Origin of the sequence: Tenacibaculum sp. FZY0031, from assembly GCF_036350695.1 — a bacterium.
Classification (GTDB): Bacteria; Bacteroidota; Bacteroidia; order Flavobacteriales; family Flavobacteriaceae; genus Polaribacter.
Map to the genome: position 1 here is coordinate 283,447 of NZ_JAZDVY010000005.1, position 19,156 is coordinate 302,602.

General features: G+C 29.1%; 23 protein-coding genes. 14 read left to right on the forward strand and 9 right to left on the reverse strand.

What is annotated here, in order from left to right; genetic code table 11:
- From V1T75_RS09125 to V1T75_RS09170, 10 genes are all read left to right on the forward strand, one after another.
- Complete coding sequence (locus V1T75_RS09125; RefSeq protein WP_330488240.1) at window positions 1–603, forward strand: Crp/Fnr family transcriptional regulator; 603 nt, start codon at window positions 1–3, stop codon at window positions 601–603.
- Window positions 604–654: 51 nt separating this feature from the next.
- Window positions 655–1,104, forward strand: a complete 450-nt coding sequence (locus V1T75_RS09130; protein ID WP_330488241.1) for a DMT family transporter — start codon at window positions 655–657, stop codon at window positions 1,102–1,104.
- The gene (locus V1T75_RS09135) at window positions 1,101–1,832 is read left to right on the forward strand and encodes a GNAT family N-acetyltransferase (protein WP_330488242.1); all 732 of its coding nucleotides are present in this window, start codon (window positions 1,101–1,103) and stop codon (window positions 1,830–1,832) included. Before V1T75_RS09130 ends, V1T75_RS09135 begins: the two co-directional genes overlap by 4 nt.
- A gap of 76 nt (window positions 1,833–1,908) precedes the next feature.
- Window positions 1,909–2,490 carry a Crp/Fnr family transcriptional regulator gene (locus V1T75_RS09140; protein ID WP_330488243.1) on the forward strand — a complete coding sequence of 194 codons (582 nt, stop codon included), beginning with the start codon at window positions 1,909–1,911 and terminating at the stop codon, window positions 2,488–2,490.
- Between the two features lie 58 nt (window positions 2,491–2,548).
- On the forward strand, window positions 2,549–2,890 hold the full coding sequence (locus V1T75_RS09145; RefSeq protein WP_330488244.1) for a hypothetical protein: 342 nt from the start codon (window positions 2,549–2,551) through the stop codon (window positions 2,888–2,890).
- A 5-nt stretch (window positions 2,891–2,895) separates the two neighbouring features.
- The gene (locus V1T75_RS09150; protein ID WP_330488245.1) at window positions 2,896–3,474 is read left to right on the forward strand and encodes an NAD(P)H-dependent oxidoreductase; all 579 of its coding nucleotides are present in this window, start codon (window positions 2,896–2,898) and stop codon (window positions 3,472–3,474) included.
- Between the two features lie 71 nt (window positions 3,475–3,545).
- Window positions 3,546–4,634: a serine hydrolase domain-containing protein gene (locus V1T75_RS09155; RefSeq protein WP_330488246.1), complete on the forward strand. Its 1,089-nt coding sequence runs from the start codon at window positions 3,546–3,548 to the stop codon at window positions 4,632–4,634.
- Window positions 4,635–5,017: 383 nt separating this feature from the next.
- On the forward strand, window positions 5,018–5,728 hold the full coding sequence (locus V1T75_RS09160; RefSeq protein ID WP_330488247.1) for a hypothetical protein: 711 nt from the start codon (window positions 5,018–5,020) through the stop codon (window positions 5,726–5,728).
- 150 nt (window positions 5,729–5,878) lie between these two features.
- Window positions 5,879–6,472, forward strand: coding sequence for a DUF6985 domain-containing protein (locus V1T75_RS09165; RefSeq protein ID WP_330488248.1), 594 nt, complete (start codon window positions 5,879–5,881; stop codon window positions 6,470–6,472).
- A 235-nt stretch (window positions 6,473–6,707) separates the two neighbouring features.
- Window positions 6,708–6,836, forward strand: a complete 129-nt coding sequence (locus V1T75_RS09170) for a hypothetical protein (RefSeq protein WP_330488249.1) — start codon at window positions 6,708–6,710, stop codon at window positions 6,834–6,836.
- A gap of 48 nt (window positions 6,837–6,884) precedes the next feature.
- Here the strand turns inward: V1T75_RS09170 and V1T75_RS09175 are convergent, their stop codons facing one another.
- The 9 genes from V1T75_RS09175 to V1T75_RS09215 form a co-directional block, all read right to left on the reverse strand.
- On the reverse strand, window positions 6,885–7,589 hold the full coding sequence (locus V1T75_RS09175; RefSeq protein WP_330488250.1) for a hypothetical protein: 705 nt from the start codon (window positions 7,587–7,589) through the stop codon (window positions 6,885–6,887).
- Between the two features lie 25 nt (window positions 7,590–7,614).
- Window positions 7,615–9,813, reverse strand: a complete 2,199-nt coding sequence (locus tag V1T75_RS09180; RefSeq protein WP_330488251.1) for a peptidase domain-containing ABC transporter — start codon at window positions 9,811–9,813, stop codon at window positions 7,615–7,617.
- Complete coding sequence (locus V1T75_RS09185; RefSeq protein WP_330488252.1) at window positions 9,803–11,131, reverse strand: radical SAM/SPASM domain-containing protein; 1,329 nt, start codon at window positions 11,129–11,131, stop codon at window positions 9,803–9,805. The genes V1T75_RS09180 and V1T75_RS09185 overlap by 11 nt, the downstream gene beginning before the upstream one ends.
- A gap of 68 nt (window positions 11,132–11,199) precedes the next feature.
- The gene (locus tag V1T75_RS09190; RefSeq protein ID WP_330488253.1) at window positions 11,200–11,427 is read right to left on the reverse strand and encodes a hypothetical protein; all 228 of its coding nucleotides are present in this window, start codon (window positions 11,425–11,427) and stop codon (window positions 11,200–11,202) included.
- 257 nt (window positions 11,428–11,684) lie between these two features.
- Complete coding sequence (locus V1T75_RS09195; protein WP_330488254.1) at window positions 11,685–11,927, reverse strand: hypothetical protein; 243 nt, start codon at window positions 11,925–11,927, stop codon at window positions 11,685–11,687.
- 35 nt (window positions 11,928–11,962) lie between these two features.
- Window positions 11,963–12,187, reverse strand: a complete 225-nt coding sequence (locus tag V1T75_RS09200; RefSeq protein WP_330488255.1) for a hypothetical protein — start codon at window positions 12,185–12,187, stop codon at window positions 11,963–11,965.
- Between the two features lie 434 nt (window positions 12,188–12,621).
- Window positions 12,622–12,846 (reverse strand): hypothetical protein, encoded by a 225-nt coding sequence (locus tag V1T75_RS09205; protein WP_330488256.1) that lies wholly within the window; start codon window positions 12,844–12,846, stop codon window positions 12,622–12,624.
- 78 nt (window positions 12,847–12,924) lie between these two features.
- Window positions 12,925–13,155, reverse strand: coding sequence for a hypothetical protein (locus V1T75_RS09210; RefSeq protein WP_330488257.1), 231 nt, complete (start codon window positions 13,153–13,155; stop codon window positions 12,925–12,927).
- 89 nt (window positions 13,156–13,244) lie between these two features.
- Window positions 13,245–13,475 (reverse strand): hypothetical protein, encoded by a 231-nt coding sequence (locus V1T75_RS09215; RefSeq protein ID WP_330488258.1) that lies wholly within the window; start codon window positions 13,473–13,475, stop codon window positions 13,245–13,247.
- A 333-nt stretch (window positions 13,476–13,808) separates the two neighbouring features.
- On the opposite strand from V1T75_RS09215, the gene V1T75_RS09220 reads away from it, so the two are divergent.
- From V1T75_RS09220 to V1T75_RS09235, 4 genes are all read left to right on the forward strand, one after another.
- Window positions 13,809–16,241 (forward strand): outer membrane beta-barrel family protein, encoded by a 2,433-nt coding sequence (locus V1T75_RS09220; protein WP_330488259.1) that lies wholly within the window; start codon window positions 13,809–13,811, stop codon window positions 16,239–16,241.
- A gap of 321 nt (window positions 16,242–16,562) precedes the next feature.
- Window positions 16,563–16,733, forward strand: coding sequence for a hypothetical protein (locus tag V1T75_RS09225; RefSeq protein WP_330488260.1), 171 nt, complete (start codon window positions 16,563–16,565; stop codon window positions 16,731–16,733).
- 700 nt (window positions 16,734–17,433) lie between these two features.
- On the forward strand, window positions 17,434–18,030 hold the full coding sequence (locus V1T75_RS09230; protein WP_330488261.1) for a hypothetical protein: 597 nt from the start codon (window positions 17,434–17,436) through the stop codon (window positions 18,028–18,030).
- A complete protein-coding gene (locus V1T75_RS09235; RefSeq protein WP_330488262.1) occupies window positions 18,027–19,103 on the forward strand; it encodes a DGQHR domain-containing protein in 1,077 nt (358 codons plus the stop codon). Before V1T75_RS09230 ends, V1T75_RS09235 begins: the two co-directional genes overlap by 4 nt.
- Window positions 19,104–19,156 lie beyond the last annotated feature (53 nt).

Below are 19,156 nucleotides of genomic sequence, written 5' to 3' on the forward strand. Positions count from 1 at the left end.
ATGAATCAACCTAATGAACATAAAACCTTTTTAACAAGCGTTTTTAATCGTTATGCTACGGTGAGTGACGAGGCGATTTCTTCTTTGTTTTCAGCTGCAAAAATTCATGATTTAAAAAAAGGAAGCACCCTATTACCTTTTGGTAAGGTATCAAAACACGTTCATGTTCTTTACAAAGGAGCTGTAGTTTCGTGTTTTTTACATAAAAACGGTACGGTATATCATAAAAACATCTTTTTATCAGGTAGTTTTATAGGTTCTGTAGTATCGTCACTTACCAACACACCTTCTCAGTTTTCTCTAGAGGTTATAGAAGACTCAACCATTATTAATTTTCCGTATGACACCTACAGACAACTTATTAAGGAAAACCAAGACTTGCAAAACTTTTACATCGCTTATCTTGAAAAGAACTGGGTGATTGATAAAGAAAAACGAGAAATTGACATTGTTTTAAAAGAAGCTAAAGAACGGTATCTCGATTTTGTAAACGCTAACCCCAACATAGAAAATAGAATACCGTTACACTATATAGCCTCTCATTTAGGCATCACTCCTACTCAATTAAGCCGAATACGTAAGAGCATTAAAAAAACTGTATAGCAATCAACATATGTAAAGAAAAAGGTGTTATTTCCTTTCCATCTTTGCAGTATGAAAATATTCTTTTTATACTTTTTGGCCTTTATTGGTGGAGTATCTCTGGCTGTTCAAGCAGGATTTAACACGCAATTAGGTGCTATTGTAAAGCAACCTGTTATTGCTGTTATAGCCACCTCTATAGCCAGCGCTGTTTTTGGGTGCTTATCCATCTTGCTATTCAAAGAAGAAAGTATTCAACTAACTACAGCACAACAAGTACCTTGGTATTTATGGTTTATTGGCGGACTTTTTAGCATGATTGGTATTTCTCTTTATTTTTACACCATACCAAAGCTAGGAATTTCAAAAATGATTGCTTTTGGACTATGCGGTCAATTGATTTTTTCGTTATTCGCAGGAAAATTTGGTTGGTTAAACCTGCCTGTTGAGCCTATAACTACCAAAAAATGTATTGGAATTATTTTCATGGCAATTAGTATTCTTTTAATCAACTCAAAATGAAAAAAATAGTATCAAACATTCACAATTTAACCTCTTTATGGAAAACTGCTGTAGCTCCATATCGAGGACATCATAAAGAAACATCTTTTGAAAGCGCTTATATCGAAAATGCCCAATGGCCTAATAGAATTTGGACCAACCTCTCTCCTTCTGAAAATCAGCTAAAGGAGATACAAAAGCAAATGATAAACAAAGACAACCATTTTACATTTTCTTTATTTACACTACCCTATCAAGAAAATAATATGGAACTTGACGCTAAAATTCAGTTAAAGTCAACACAATACGGAATGAGTTTAGAGCTAAACGAAAAGTTCGAAACGCAAAGACACATCGACTTTAAAAGAGTAGAAAACACAGAAGAAGCTGACATTTGGAGCAACGCCTTTTTTAAAGCCTTTAATTACGAAATAAATACAGCAACCATTTTAAAAACCAAAGAAACCATCCCCTACTATCTTGTTTATTTTGAACAAGAACTTGTAGGCACCGTAATTTTATACACTACTAATACAATTGCTGGCTTGCACAGTTTAGGTATTATTCCTGAAAAGAGAAAACAAGGTTTTGCTACCGAAATTATGCGTCACACATTGAATAAAGCTATTGACAACAACTTATCCTTAGCTACGTTACAAGCCTCTGAAATGGCAAAAGAAATGTATTTAAAACTAGGATTTTCTTTAGACTTTTTAATGAAAAATTATGGTGTTACCAATCCTTCTTAAAAACACAGCATCTTAACACGCATAACTTTTGAACTTGGTAAAAAAATAGTAGGTTTGAAGCTACTAATGAGAGAGGATGAATTATAAAGAAGTCTTTAAAACGGTTGAGGAAACCTACACTCCGCTATCTACTGAGTGTCAACAAGAATTAATTACCAGTTCAAAAGTTTGTATATATAAAAAAGGGGACATTGTTGTACGAGAAGGGCAATTCTCTAAAAAAGTCTTTTTTATTGTACAAGGATGTTCAAGAGCATACTACCTAAAAGATGGTAAAGATATTTCTGATTGGTTTACTTTCGAAAATCAGTTTATGGCTTCCATCGTTAGCTTTTTTAGTAACGAACCGAGTCCACACTATGTTGAATTTATTGAAGATTCAACCGTTTTGGAATTTTCAAAAGATACGGTTGATAAGCTTTCTCAAAAGCATCACGATTTTGAACGCTTAATTAGTAAAATAGTCACTGAAACCATGTTGGGACTTTGCGAGCGCTTATACACCATTCAATTCAACAAAGCAGAAGAAAGGTATAAACACCTACTAAGTATTTACCCTTTTATAACCAACAGAATTCCACTTACACATATTGCCTCTTATTTAGGAATAACTCTGGAAACGTTGAGCAGGATAAGAAACCCCAAAAAACGAATTTGATTTATATCAAATGGTAAGCCTTCCATTTACAGCAATTTTGCTAACAAATACAATAACAATGGAAGATAACAACGAACAACAACTAAAGTCAATCTGGGGAAAATGGTGGGAACCTATTAGAAAGTGGTTTTACCCCGCTTGGTTAATCTACGAAACTTCAATTCGGTTTTATGAGTATGCCTTATCGGTTTATATCTACTTTAAGAATCCGCAAAACAATATCGCTTCCTATATAGGAGAAGCTAGCACCCAAATTTTAGGCATATTTTGTAGCCTTAGCACTTTTATAATCTGCACAGCCTTTTTAACAATACCTACGTGTTTTATACTGTATAAGTTTTTTAAAACAGAAAACTTAACAGGTTCTCAATTTGAAGCAACATTAAAACCTATTTTTTAAGATAAATGAAGAAGATACTCATTATAAACGGACATCCAGATAAGGAAAGTTTTAATTATGCCCTTTCTGAAGCTTATAAAACAGGCGCTAAGAAATCGACTGCTGAAATACAGGAAATAAACATCCGGGAATTAAACTTTAACCCCAACCTTCAATTTGGCTATCGAAAACGAACAGAACTTGAACCTGACTTATTAGAGGCACAAGAAAAACTAAAATGGGCAGACCACTTAGTATTGGTATATCCTATTTGGTGGGGCTCAGTACCTGCAATTATGAAAGGTTTTTTAGATCGGGTTTTACTCCCTGGTTTTGCTTTTAACAAAAGAGAAAACTCTTTATGGTGGGATAAATGTTTTACAGGAAAATCAGCCAGAATAATTTGCACCTTAGACCAACCTGCTTGGTACTATAAATGGTTTTATAAAAGCCCGAGTCATAATGCCATGAAAAAACTAACATTACACTATATAGGGGTAAAAAAAGTGCGAATTACTACTATTGGTCCTATAAGACTCTCAAAAGAAAAGTTTAGAACTAAATGGTTGAAAAAAGTAGCAACTCTTGGAACAATGAACAAATAAAAAGTAATCATTATTTTTTTACAAACTGTAACAATTTCAAATCTCATCTGTCATTGAAAAAAATAAAACTAATGAAACTAATTTTACAACTATTACTAATTACTTGTTTGATAGGTAAATCTTATGCTCAAAAAAATGATAAAAGTGTTTATAGTAAAACTGATGCTTATTTAGAAAGCACCATTGATAGCCTAAATATTATTGGGTTAAACTACGTAATCCTTATTGATAATAAAGTAGTACACAAAAAATCATTTGGTTTAGCACATGCGCAGCTTAAAGTACCTATGACTATAGATAAGTCTTTTCCTGTTGCTTCAATATCCAAATTATTCAGTTCGGTTGCACTTCATAAATTAGTAAGCATTCATAAACGAGAGGTAAATGAAACTTTAGAAGATTTTCTTCCTAACAGAAACGATTTACCTGAGTCTTGGAAAAAATTAACTCTCAAACAATTACTATCTCATACTTCTGGTGTTCCAGACCAAATAGATTATCAAATCTATTTAGCTCCTGATAGTGAAAAAAGTGTTATTGATGCTCTTAGAGACAAACCCTTTAGTTCTGAGCCAGGAACGGAGTCTAAATATAATGCAACAGGTTTTTTACTAGTTCGTGCTATAATTGAAAAATTGGCAAATCAGGATTTTGAATCCTATATGCAAACTGAATATTTCGACAAATTCAATTTAAGCTCAGCTAAGTACGGTGGATTTAAAAAAGTTATTCCTAATAGGGTGACTTGCTACCAAAAAAGAAATGGAAGTTTAGAAATGTTTCCTCTAAATTATTCTTCTCCTATGTATGCTGGTGCTGGTTTAAATATCTCAATAGATGATTTAGTTAAATGGTTTCAAGCCATTCAGAAAGAAAAAATAATCACAAAAAAACAACTCGAAAGAGTTTGGACTCCTGTAAAGTTAAAAAATGGAAAAGATGGCTATTTTGGATTAGGTTGGGAGTCTTATAGACTTCAAGATGGTTATAGAATGGTTGGACATGGAGGAGCTGGTATTTCTTCTTTCAGACATTACTGGAACGAAAAAACCAATCAAAATGTTACAGTTATTTTGTTGACTAATGGTGCTTTAAACTGGACTATTAGACCCAATCAAATTAACTCACAAATTGCAACTATCATACTTGAAGATGAGTAAAACACTTTGTGTAATACTATACATACTATTGCTTCTTAAAACCAAAATTATACATGTAACATACTAACTAACATTTTTCTACACAATACGATATGTAATCTTTTTAATGTTTGGTACCACTCCCCTTAGGCTTCGTGTGTCGACCTGATTAGGCTTCGTGTGTTGACCTGATTAGGCTTCGTGTGTTGACCTGATTAGGCTTCGTGTGTTGACCTGATTAGGCTTCGTGTGTTGACCCGATAAAAAAGTCACATTTTTTTATCTTACTTTTTTTTATATTTAGAGGAAAAATTGCTAAAACTTTTCCTTACTCTACCATTATAGGAATGTAATAGTGATTTTATTATGTATATAAACTAGTTAGATTTCATTAGAAAAAAATTATGAAAGGACAAGATTTAGTTAAAAAGTATCAAGAAGTTTGGAATGAATACATTGAAACCTCCATAAATAATTCTACATCTACAAGTGAAGACAATCTTTTAGATAGAGGTTTTGTTTTCCAATTTGATGAAAACCAAAAAAATATAGATATTTTATTTGTAGGTATCAACCCTTCTTATGGAGGTGATAAATCCAAAGGACTATTCTATAGTAAAAAAGATGTTGAAAATTTAAACTACTTTAAACCTTTTAACAATATAATAAAAGAGCTTGATGATAAAAGAACAGGTCTTAAGAGCCTTACCTGGTCTCATTTAGATATGTTGGTTTTTCGAGAAACACAACAATCCTTTATTAAAAACCAATTATTAAAAACAGAAGAAGGAAATAAATTCATTAACAAACAATTAACTATATCTAAACAAATTCTTGAATATTTAAACCCTAAAATTATGGTTGTATCAAATACTGCTGCAAGACACTTTTTAGGGAGAGATAAATATGAGAAAAAGGGGAAGAATTTTGGAGTTTGGATGGGATATGATTTTGAATTTGATTATAGTTTAGGTACAGATAAAATTATAAATAATTCCAAAATAAACTCTTATGTCTTTTTCTCTTCAATGTTGTCGGGACAAAGAGCTTTAGATAATGGTAGTAAACAACGATTGATTTGGCATATAGATAATATTTTGAATAAAATAACGTAAACCTAACAATATATAATCATAATCACGACGAATTCGATTACGTCCGAATCCACTCAGAATTGCTAAGGTCAGTGCCAAACCGAAAATCATTAACTTTAATCCCATAACTGACGGTTATACGAGACCGTTGACAGTAATATAGAAAACACTATGATTGAACTAAATTTTGAAAAAGGAGAAGAATGGTATTTAGAAGAAGAGTTCAAAAGAATTAAAAAATTTAGAGAAACTGGTCTTTATTCTTCTGCAATACCGAGTGATTCTAATGGCTATGTTGGAGTTTATGTTCAAGAATATGACTTTGACAAACCACAAGGTTTTCAAAAAAATGCCATAAACTACTTTTATGAGAATCAAGAAAAACTTCTGAATTCATTTTGTAACGGAATTGTTAAACATTATCCTAAATTAATGGAAATTTATAGCATTAAGGAATATGACGAAGAATATGGTTTTCCTGAACTAAAAAGTATAGAAGATGTAAAGAAAATTATCGGAATTGGGAATATACATATACTTGATGATCAAAAGGACGATTATAGTTATTTAGGCTTTGAATGTGGTTGTCCTTGGGATGAAGAACACGGATTAGGTGTAATTATGCATAAAGAAAGAGTAATTGATGTTGGGTCAGCGGATATTTCATTTTCTGGTTCAAAAGAGTTGAGAAAAGATAACGGAACATATACAGAGGAGAAAGACTTAAAGATGAAAAATAGGAAGAACAAATCGCTGAAAATATAGCTAGATACAAAAAAAAGAACAACAAGAGATTGAATTAAGAGAATCTGAGGTAAAAAGCGAAGAATTGGATAAAAAATGGTGGCAGTTTTGGAAAGGATAAAAATACTGCTGTCAACAATGGCTATACTCAAAGTTACCCATTTGTAGTTTTACGTCAAAGGCTAAAATACCTAAAAAAATCCAACCAATCACAAAGCCCACGACTTTAGGAGAGCATATTCGTAAAGTACGATTGATGCGTAAACAAGTACAGTATAATATAGCCCAATTACTAGGGATTGATCAAATGTATTTGTCTTCGTGGGAACTCAATCAAAAAGTGCCACATCCAAAATATATTGATATTTTAATTAAACTTGTATAGGATACATTTAATCCGTCATGGTTTTCAGATATATTTTTGATAAAATTATTATTTTTTTGTATAAATTATCACAGAAGCATTTTTTGAATTAGAATTACTCATATTTTTAATTTCATTTCTTTTTAAAATAGAATTTACTTTATGAGCAGGAATGTATTCATTATTATTTATTGAAATTAAGTCCTCTTTAGATTTTAATTTTATCCTTCCAGTTTCATTTACAATATAATAATTGCCATCAACTACTATAAAAACATTTTCATTTCCTTTTAAATTTTCTTGTATTTTATTATTAAGATTAATTTTCTCTTTTACTTCTTTAAATCCTTCTATAATTATTTCGTAGGATGTATCTCTGATTTTATGAGATAATTCTGAAAATGGTTTGTCTTTATTATTTTTATCTGTCAAACCAAAATAATAAATAGCTTTAAGATTTCCTTGTATATCTCCCCAGTGTTCACTTTGAATAATAGTTTTGAATTTTTCCCCTTTAATAATTAAGGAAAAATAAATTTCTCCAGTTTTTTTAACATGTAATTGAGTTTTAAAATAACCTCTCTCATCAGTTTTAACTAAAAACTCATTTGATTTATTATAAATATCAATACCTGAAATAGGTTTAAGGTTATTATAGTCAAAAACTAAACCAGCAACATAGATTGTTCTCATAATAGATGCACTTTTTTGGGCATTAACTACTTTTACTGTTATTACCAAAAATGTAAACGTAATTATTTTTATAAATTTCATAGTAAATTAATTTAAAACGGAGTATTTAACTACCTAATTCTAATTGATTTTTAACCAATGAATAATATTGACTTTTAGATTGGATTAATTCATCGTGAATTCCTTTTTCAATTAATCTTCCGTTTTCAATTACAATTATTTGATCTGCATTTTTAACGGTGCTCAACCTATGAGCGATTACCACAACTGTTTTTCCTTTAAAAAAATTGTTTAAATTGTTCAGGATACTCTTTTCGGTGTTAGCATCCAATGCACTAGTAGCTTCATCAAAAAAAATGAATTCTGGATTTTTATAAACAGCTCTAGCAATTAATACCCTTTGATTCTGTCCCCCACTTAATTGAATCCCTACATTTCCTATTTTTGTTTCTATCCCTAAAGGTAAAGATGTGACTAACTCCTCTAAGCAAGCAATTTTAAGCGCATTTTTTAAAGCATTTATATTAATTTCCTTATCATTAGATAGCGTAATGTTATACTTTATTGATCCTGAAAAAATATGTCCATCTTGTAATACCACTCCGCATTTTTGCCGCCAAGCATCAGAATGAAATTTTTCAAAATCAACATTTCCCATTTTTATTTCGCCCGAGTTATGAGTATAATATTTCATCAATAATTTCATTAGCGTTGTTTTTCCACTACCGCTAGTACCAACAATAGCTGTAATCTTATTGTTGGGAATAGTAATTGATAGGTCATTTATAACGAATGGGTTAAAGCTTCCTGGATATTTAAAAGAGACAGATTTTAACTCTATGTCCTCAATTTCAATCTCTTTTATTTTTTTATCTTCATCCGTCTCCTCATTCTTTGTTTCATATACATCATCAACTCTTCTTTTAGCAATACTAGCATCTTGAACATCTCTTAAATTATTTATTAGATTAATTATAGGTCCACTCAATTGTCCAATAATATAAGATATACTTAATAACGTTCCTATAGACATGTTATTGCCAATAATAGAATATGCACAAAAAGCAATTACGGTTAATTCTTTTAATTTTAGAATAAAATTTGCGCCTGACAATTGGTACATGTTTAAAAATAATGATTTAAGTTGGAGCTCATTCAGTTTTTCTTGAATTTGGATAATTTTAGAAATAATTGAATTTTGCGCTTGATTAATCTTTATTTCAGGCATGTTCATTATGAATTCATACAAACTATTACTATTATCGGATTGCCTTATGAACATTGAATATTCTATTGCTGCTCTTTTTTTCAAAAAAAATGAAACCCAAACTATAGAAAGAGTACTCAAAACAAGGTATATAATAAAAACAGTTTCATCTAAGTATAATAATATGAAACTGAAAACAATTAAGTTTAAGGTGTTTATTCCAAAACTTATTCCTTTCCATGTTAAAAATGATTGAATGGTAGATAAATCAGTAAGTCTTTGTAAAGTATCTGTATTTAATCTAGTATCAAAATAATTAACTGGTAATTTCATTAATTTGAACAAAAAACTTTCTTTGAGAATAATAGAAAGTTTAAAGTTAAATTTAGTTAATAAATAATCGCTAAAAAAACGAGAACAGAAATTACCCAGAAATAGAAAAAGTTGAGAAAGAAGTAAAATCAATACCAAGTCGATTGATTTTGCTAATATTCCATCATCTATTACTTTTTGAAAAATTATTGGAATTAACCAATTGGATCCTAAACCAATTAACAAAAGGAATAGTGAAAAAAAGTACTTAACGTTATTACTTTTTATAAAGTTAAGAAGTATTTTTAAAATTGGAGTTATTCTTTTTTTCCTAATCTCAGTGTTAAAAGAGATTAATGATTTTTCATCATTTTTTTGAAAAACTAGTGCTACACCTTTAGGTTGGTTACCTAACCATTCTTTTTGTAATAGCTCGTCATCGATTACAGTTTTACCATACCCAGGATCTGCGATATGGTAGCTCTTTTTTTTCTTTCCTTCTCTTATTTTATATAAAACAACAAAGTGGTCTTGTTTCCAATATAAAATTGAAGGAAGTGGTATTTTCGATAAATCTTCTTCTTTCAATTTTAACCCATGACTTTGAAACCCTAGTTTTTCCCCTCCATTTAAAATATCTTTTACAGATACTCCCATTCGAGTAACTTCACATATCTTTTTAGCTTCTTTTAAACTAACATTTTTGCCATGAGCACTAGTAACCATTGCTAAACAAGCAGGACCACAATCGTTGCTTTCTAATTGATTAATAAATTTAAGCTTCATTAAGTTCTAAAGACCCTATAATCTCTTCTATTTTTGATTTAACAACATCATCTTTTAATTTATCATCTCCATCATAAATACAATATTCTCCACGTCCTCCCTCTTCTAAAGCTTCCATAGCATGTTGAGAACATCCCCCATTACAAATTGGCAATAATCTGCATGTTAAACATGGATTATTCTTGAATTTAACATCCATTCTTCTTTCAAGATAATCATTTTCCCAAGTTAAGTCACCCTCATCAGTTAGATAACCAGCCCTATTCTCTTTAGTGAAGTCTCTAGCTGTACACTTATATATGTCTCCATTATAATTTATTACTACACTATTTCTTTTATCAGCGTAACATGATTCAACAACATTATTAGGAGAATTATGTTTTACAGGAATTTTCTTAGATTTAATATATTGGATGTTCTTATTAACAATGTTAGGGATATCTTCATTACCCGAATCTTGCCATACTCTATGCAAATCAATCAACAAAAACTCTTTTTTTGTTTTTAAATCTATATCATCAAATTCATCTGCTATTTTATAAGCGTCATCAATATTGTCTTTTGTGTAATTAATTCTCAACCTAACAGGGAAACCATTATTAAGAAGAAGTTTTATATTATTAACGATTTCAACATATGAACCCTTTGTTTTTGTAACGTACCTTACTTCGTCATGCTTCTTCCCGTAACCATCTAAGGTAATTTGTAAAGATGGAGTTATCTCATGAGATTTAAAGAAGTTTATAAAGTAATCATCTATTAAATAACCATTTGTAGTAAAACTAATAGAATAATCTACTAAGTTTTCACGACACTCTTTTTGAAGTTTTTTAATCACTGGAGTTACATCTCTTTTAAAATATAAAAGAGGTTCACCTCCAAAAAAAGCTAAACTTAAGTAATTCATCTTAGGTTTTTGAGTTGTTTTTTCAATAAACCTACTTACTTTATTTATCATTTTATCTGAAAAGCTCGATTTTTTTATATGAGTTTCATAACAATACCAACACTTAAAGTTACAATTCATGGTTGGGTTTATAGTTAGAAAAAAGCTATCTACATTTTCATCAACATTTTTTACGATTTCCTTAATCTTACCTACTTCATCTGTTTCTTTTGGTATCAAAAAACCTTCTGATTTTAAATATGAAAAAAAATCAGGATGGATTTCTTCTAATCCATCTATACCTTCAATGACAGCAGATTCTAATAAATCCTTTAATAAAGGGTCTATAACTATAAATTTTTGTATAAAAGAATTATACAAATAAAAAACATTATCAATGGAAATTATTGAATTAAATTGACTATACTTCATGTAATTTTTTTTTAATTAAAATATAATATTTTTATTTAAATTAATATTATATATATTGATTTTATATTTTATTGAGAAGGATGGTCAGGTATACAACACCCATTACCTCCAGTTCCTAAACAATTGTTAGATGCACCACAACCTGCACTACAATTTCCTCCTAGACAATTATTAGCTGTTTCGTCCTCTTTTATAAAAGAGGACGAAAAACTTTGTGTAAATCCTCCAATTAATTTACTTTCTGAATTTTCTGAAATAGATTCAAAAATCGAAATATCAAACGATAATTTTTTCATAATATTTATTTGTTCTTAGAAACTCGAATTAAACCTGTACTTAGACTAGAACGAACAGGTATACAATTACTTATACAGTTATTTCTTTCTTTTCTTTTTTTATTTAATATAAGAAGCACACTTTATAGAAAACCATTCTATTAATTTGTTTTCCAAAACTTATGAGAATAAATTAGTATACCTTGATGATAAAAAGTGTTTATCACCAAGGTTTAGTTTACTATTCTTACTTTACTATATTTAGGAATGTACTAATTCTACCAACTACCACTAAAAGACCCACCACAATTAGTCACAGTATTACACTTTGTGTTTTGCGGATCGCCACCAGTACAGCCTGAAGCACAGTTCTGACCTTCACAATTATTTGCAGAAGGGTTTTCACGTCTTATAGATGATGAAATACTTTGAGAAAAACCTCCTATTAATTTATTCTCTGTATTCTCTGAAATAGGCTCAAAATTTGAGACACTAAGTGATAATCTTACATTATTTGTCATAACAATAATTTTATTGATTTATTAATAATTTGATTCTAGTTAGCACCGCAACCGGCTGCTACATTACACCCCTTATTTTGTCCTATTGGACCATCACCACACCCAGTACTACAATTTCCTCCTCGACAATTATTAGTTGTTTCAAACTCTTCTTTTGTAGAAGATGAAAAACTCTGGGAAAACCCTCCAATTAATTTGTTTTCTACATTTTCTGAAATAGATTCAAAAACTGAAACATTAAATACTAGTTTTGTTTTCATAATAAAATTTATTTTTTAATTGATTATACATGATTATATACCTTATGCTACAAATTAAATTTGAGCAAGAATGTTGTAGGAATAAAAATTTTATCAACAATTTTTAGCAAATTATTTCTCTAAATAATAAGAGAACGCTACTAAGTTATAAGTCACCTAACCAACTTGATAAAACAGACTGAAAATCAAGATGTTACTACTATAACATGATTACTTAATTTAAGATTTATTCATAAAAAACTTGTTTTGTTGTGAGTTTTTCTAAATTCTTTATTTAATCACAATAATTATTATTCTATAGCAAATATTCATACACACTTTTATAATCTCTCAACAATTATTATTAGGTGCCTTATAGGGTAAATGTCCGAGTGATGATGAAAATAACTATGGGATCACAGATAATTTAGCAAAAAACATAAGGATGAGTCGTTTTATTCTTTTATAACTCCACAACCTGCTACTTCATTGCAACCGCTATTTGTCGGCCAACTTCCACATCCTTCCCTACAATTACCACCCCAGCAATTATTTGCCATAGAATAATCAGACTTCATAAGTGATGAGTATCCCAGAGAAAACCCTCCAGTTAATTTATTTTCTGAACCTTCTAAAATTGGTTCAAAATCTAAAATTTTTAATGTTAATTTATTTTTCATAATTATAAAGTGTTGGATTTGGAAAACCAAAAAATAAGCTGATAAACAATATTTTATAAAAACAAGCCAATCTTAGATTTATCCTCCGCAACCAGCGACGGCGTTACACCCTACATTGCTTCCAGTTCCACAACCTGAAGCACAGTTACCTCCATGACAGTTGTTACAACCAGAGTTTGGGTCAGTTTCTTTAAAAGATTCCTTAGAGGTTACACTAATAGAAAACCCACCTATTAGTTTGTTTTCTGAGTTTTCAGAAATAGGTTCAAAATTCGATATGTCGAATGTTAATTTTAAATTATTTTTCATAATGTACTTTTTTTTTGGGGAAATTTAAATCTGTGCAATTTTTAATTAATTGCACAGAAATTTAACTTGTTAGTAGAAAATAATTTTATTTAATTACTACATCCTGCAGTTGTATTGCAACTAATATTTTGACCTCCACCACAACCTGAAGCACAGTTACCTCCTTGACAATTGTTACAACCTTGGTTTGTGTCAATCTCCTTAAATGAATCGTTAGATGCTAAACTTGCCGAGAACCCACCTATTAGCTTGTTTTCTGAATCTTCAGAAATAGGTTCAAAATTAGATACATCAAATGTAAATTTTAGATTGTTTTTCATGATTTTATTTTTAAGTATTAAATTGATTAAAAATCCATAAGGTAATTTAATTAACCCTGTGAATTACAAAAATCCTAACCATCTTAATCAAACATCAAATTTACTATCACCGTCATTATTTAAAAATGAACACAAAGAGCAATTAATATAAATGTAAGTTATCATTTCGCAATTTTTCCGTGTTTTTATTTGCAATTCTTATTGCTAATATATTGTTTTTTTTTGATTAATTTAATTTATTTTCTAATTCTAACTTAGAATAATTAAAAATAAGGTTTTTGTTGTTTTATAAATGTTTATTTCGCTATGTTTGTTTGTAATAAAAAAAAAGTTATGAAAAAAATATTTTTTATTTGTTGGTTATTGGTTTTTAATTCAATTCTATCTCAAGAAAAAAATGAGATTGGAGGAAAAGTTATTAATGCTGATAATGTAAGTTTGCCTTTTAGTACCATTCATATTTTAGATGCAGACAAGAAGACAATAGTAAAATCAGTTTCTTCTGATGATTTAGGATTGTTTAAAATATCTTTAGATACTGTTTCCTTTAGTAAAAGCACTTATATTTTTGCGAGATATTTAGAAGAAAAGTCTGACACTGTGCCTCTAAATAAGAATAAGTTTATAACTCTTGTTATAGAAAATGGCGGAGCAATAAATCTCTCTGAAGTTGTGGTAAACACAGATAAACCAACAATTATAACTAAATCGGATAGATTTATTTATACTCCTAATAAATCATTAAAAGAAGGTTTGTCTGCTCTTGAATTATTAAAAATTGCGCCACTTATAAATTTTGATCCAAAGAATGATCAGCTATCAATAATAAATAAAGAGAATACTACAATAATTATAAATGGAAGAAAATCTAATTTACCTAGAGAAATGATTTCTTCTCTACTCAAAACAACTCCAGCTAAAAATATTAAAAATGTTGAAATTATAACAAATCCTGGTAGTGAGTATTCTGCAAATACGACAGGAGGCATTTTAAATATAAATTTGAAAAGACTATTAGATGAAGGAATCTTGGGTAATTTAAGGTTAACAAGCGAACAAGCCAATGTATTTAATACTTCAATTCTTAATGGTTCTTTAAATTATAGAAAAGGAAAAATCGGTATACGTATTTCTCCATTTCTGAATAGAAGTTTTAATTATAATTCAACGGATAACCTTGTAGTAAGTTCAGGTAGCCGTAAAGAGAATACGATTGGGGAATATGAAAGAAAATACACTGTTTTAGGAGGAGGGTTTGGTTTAGATTATGATATAGATACTCAAAATTTATTGAGTATTAATGGGTTTATATCTGCAGTTGATGGAAATAGTACTCAAAGTAATGTTACTAATTACGTATCTTTGAATGAATCTATGATTGACTCAACATATTCTTCCCCAATAAAAGGAAAAGACTTTTACATTTATAATTTTGGAAATGTTTTCTATGAATGTAAATTGGATACTATAGGTAAAAGGAAGATAACTGCAAATATTGATTATAATCAGTTTAGAAAAGATAACACTGATGAAGGGTCTTTTAATAAAATATTTCCTGCTGACGTAAACTCTACTAATAATTCATATAAAAATGTTTTTCCTCAAGAATTTTTTAACATTTCAGGTAGTATAGATTACTCATCTCAAATAAATAATAAATCTAAGATAAATGTAGGAGCTCAAATAAGTTCAACTAATTTTAAAAATGATTTATCTTATTTTAATTCTACTGATTTAGGGTTAGAGTTAAATTCTATTTTATCAAATACTTATAAGTATCAAGAAAATTATTTAGCAGGTTATGTTAGCTATTCGAAGAAATTTAATGATAAATGGAATGGAACTTTTGGGCTTAGGATTGAAAATACCAACTATTTAAGTAAAAACCAAACTACTCAGCAAAAAATTGATTCTAGTTACGTAAATTTATTCCCTAATTTATCGCTTGCTTACAAAATAAAAGACAAAAAGGTATTATCGCTAGCCCTATCAAAAAGAATCAAACGTCCATCAATACAGTCTTTATTGCCAGGGAGAACCTATATAAACCCTAATTATTTTGAAGAAAATAATCCATTTTTGCAACCAGTGATATATTACAACATTGACGCTATGTATGCTATTAATTACAAGTATTATATTTCTAGTGGGTTTAGTTATATGGATAATCAATCTGGAACATTTATTATTCCAGTGATTGAAAATGATGAAACATTACAAAAAAGCACTTATGTGAACTTCGGAAACTCAACTAAAACGTATGTGCAATTTTATACTAGACAAAATTGGTTCAAGGGTTTATGGGAAATGAATTTTTCAACTAGTCTGAATTTTTTAAGATTTAAAGATGAAACAGATAATTTGTTAGAATCAAAAATTAATAATGTAAATTATAATATTAACGTTAACAATGTACTTTACTTATCAAAGGAAAAGGGGTTATTGGCGTTTATTACCTTAAGATATGATAGTCCAATTGAAAATGTAGCTTATAAAAGAGAGAATGCTCTTTTTAAAAGTGATTTAGGAATTAAGAAAACATTTAACAATTTGTCTGCCACTCTTTATTTTAGTGATATCTTTAATTCTTATGGAGAAACCAGAACACAATATAGAAGTAATTTAGTACAGATTTCTAATCAACAAATTAGGAATGAATATACTCGTTCTATTTCATTAAGCTTGAATTATAGTTTTGGAAATTCTAAATTAAAGAAACTTAAAAATAAAAAAATAGCTAATGATAAAATAAAGAAAAGGATATAAACTTAAATGTATTTCAATGAATAAATAAGCACTAATCTATTCTTAAAAAAAATATTATATTAAACACCTGTTTCATAGAGATATAGAAGATAAAATTACTTATATTTACTTGTTTTGAACAAGTTTTTATACTTAGATTATTATCGTCCTTATATTTAATACATTTTTTTTTAGAATCACAACGAATTAATCAACTTCAGAACTGAAGATAATTTGAGATTTTCTTTTTTGATAAATTGATTTAAATAATCTCTTACATCATTTGGAGATATTTCAGGTTCAATAATAAGTTCATTTACACTTGGTGAAGCATTTTTAATTTTGAGAAGTAATAGAGGGGTTTCCGCATCTCGTTCATCTACCCAAAATGCAGAGATTATATCAAAATCAATGAATTCGTTATTAATAGAAACCTCTGTTTCTGTAATTTCAATAGGAATATATGCTCCTTCTTTCTTTTTTAAGTTGGTAATAGATTACAGCAGACAGTAGAATTGCTATGGCAAAAAGATAGTTTTTCAGGATGATAGCTCCAACCAATATAAGGCCAAAAACAAAAGCTAATCCTACTTGTAATTCTTGACTTTTCTTAAGTTCAGCATAGCGTTGTGCCATCCATGATATTTTTTTCACTTCATTCATTTAGTTAGTATAGCATTCAGTATAAATAAAAAAAACTTTGCCAAGTTTTTTTTATCATTATCAAGTTTGATATTTTGTTCTTTTAATACTTGTTTAATAATATCTTACACCCCATCCCCTTTGGGTTTGTCACCTTTTACAATCTTTTGAGCAACGGCATTACTACTTGCGTTTGCTGCTGATTCATTGTGATATTCTTTTCCTGCTGCATCACCCTCAGCTTTTTGTTTGTCTTTAGCATTTATTAATTCTTGTTGTTTAGCATTATAATCTGCCTAGATATTTTCGATACTTTCTAGGTATTCATCAACAGTTTGCTTGTTAGTTTTTGAAGTGTTGATTTTAACTTCTACTCCTATTTTTTTTTGCTTATAGGCTTCGTGTGTTGACCTGATAAAAAAGTCACATTTTTTTATCTTACTTTTTTTTATATTTGAGAGTGTTAATAAAATTGCTAAAAGTTCCACTTATACTATCGTAAAAGGAATATACAAGTAATTTTATTGCGTATATAAACTAATTGTATGCTATTTGAGAAACAAAAATACTAATGAAAAACATTTGGCAATTATCAACTAAACCATTTGAAGTAATAAGTGAGAATTGGCTTATTTTTTTGACTTGGTTTCTATTCACAGTGCTAGCAGGACAAATTGGAGTTCTCTCTAATTTTATTATTAGAGTAATTAACGGAGATTTAAGCTTCTCACAATCTTTATTTCTAGATAGTATAAATGGAAGTTTCTATACTTATTCAATAGCCTTACTTGCTTCTGTTTTAGGCCCTCTATTTGTTAACCTGATTGAAAATCACCCTACAAAATTCAAATCAATCAAAATTCTAACAATTATTGTTTCAATTTTTACATTGTTTTTTGCAGGCGTTTTTTATTCTAGTTCACCTAATGACATAAATATTGAAAAATTAAAGAATTTGACGTACAATGTTGATTGGTGGCAATTGACATTCTTATTTCTCTCCATAATTATCTCTGTTTATTCTTTTAGTGTAATAAGATTAGAAAATAATTATGATAAATATAAAGAGTTAGATGACAATTTTGCGTCAAAAGATGATGCTAAAGTTGATGAAATGAACGACAAAACAGAAGATTTAAAAATAGATTCTAAAGGAAATAAAATATGATAGTAGCACCTTACATAGAAATAAATCAACCTATTGGGAGCTTCTATTTTAGTAAAATGAAAGCTACTGATTTAGGTCAATTAGTACACGTTACACCTAGGTCTGCAAGTCCTAGTGCAATTCAAAGAGATGAATCAAGTAAAAGAATTAATGAAATAGCAAAATATTGTTCTGACCCTGATGCAACTTTTCCTACTCCAATAATTATTAGTGTTTATGAAGATGCCAATATAACACTAAACAACAATAACTTCGAGATACCCTTAAGCAATAATAAAAAAATAGGAGAAGTTATAGATGGGCAACATAGACTAAAAGGAATTTTAAAATCTGATTTTAAAGATAAATTTGAACTTCCTATAATTCTTATGTTCAATTTAACAGAAGAAGAGAAAGCTTATGTTTTTTCTATTATTAATAGTAAACAAACAAAGGTTAGTATGAGCCTTATATATGATTTGTTTGCTTTATCAAGATATAGAAGTCCTCAAAAGACAGCACACGAAATTGCACGTGCTTTGAATAAAAATACTGAATCACCTTTTTATAATAGATTGAAAATGTTAGGTAAAAAGGAAGAAAATCAAGATTTAGCTACCTTATCACAAGGTACTTTTGTAAAACACCTAATTTTCTTGTTAACTAAAGATCCTGATTTGGACTATAGATTATCAAAAAGAAATGAAGAACTTCCTGAAGTTCCATCGCTTCCTTTGAGAACATATTTTTTAAATAATGAAGACAGTGTAATATTAAAAATATTTTTGAATGTGTTTAACTCTTTGAGAGATACATTCCCTGAGTATTGGGAATCGCCTCTAGATAATATTTTATGGAAAACAACTGGTTATGTTGCTATTTTAAATGCTTTCAATGCAATGTATGACTTAGGAGATAAACATAATGACCTGACTTACAATCATTTTAAAAAATGTTTTACAAGGTTTAAAAGCTTTTTAGAAAAAGAAAATCTTGAATTAACAAGTGAATATTTTCCTTCTAATGCTCAGCAACAAAACAGATTAAGTAAAATGATAATAGAAACAATAAAAACTGCATACAACAACATATAACCACAACTACGTCCGAACCTACTCAATATAACTAACAAAACAGCAACTCAATC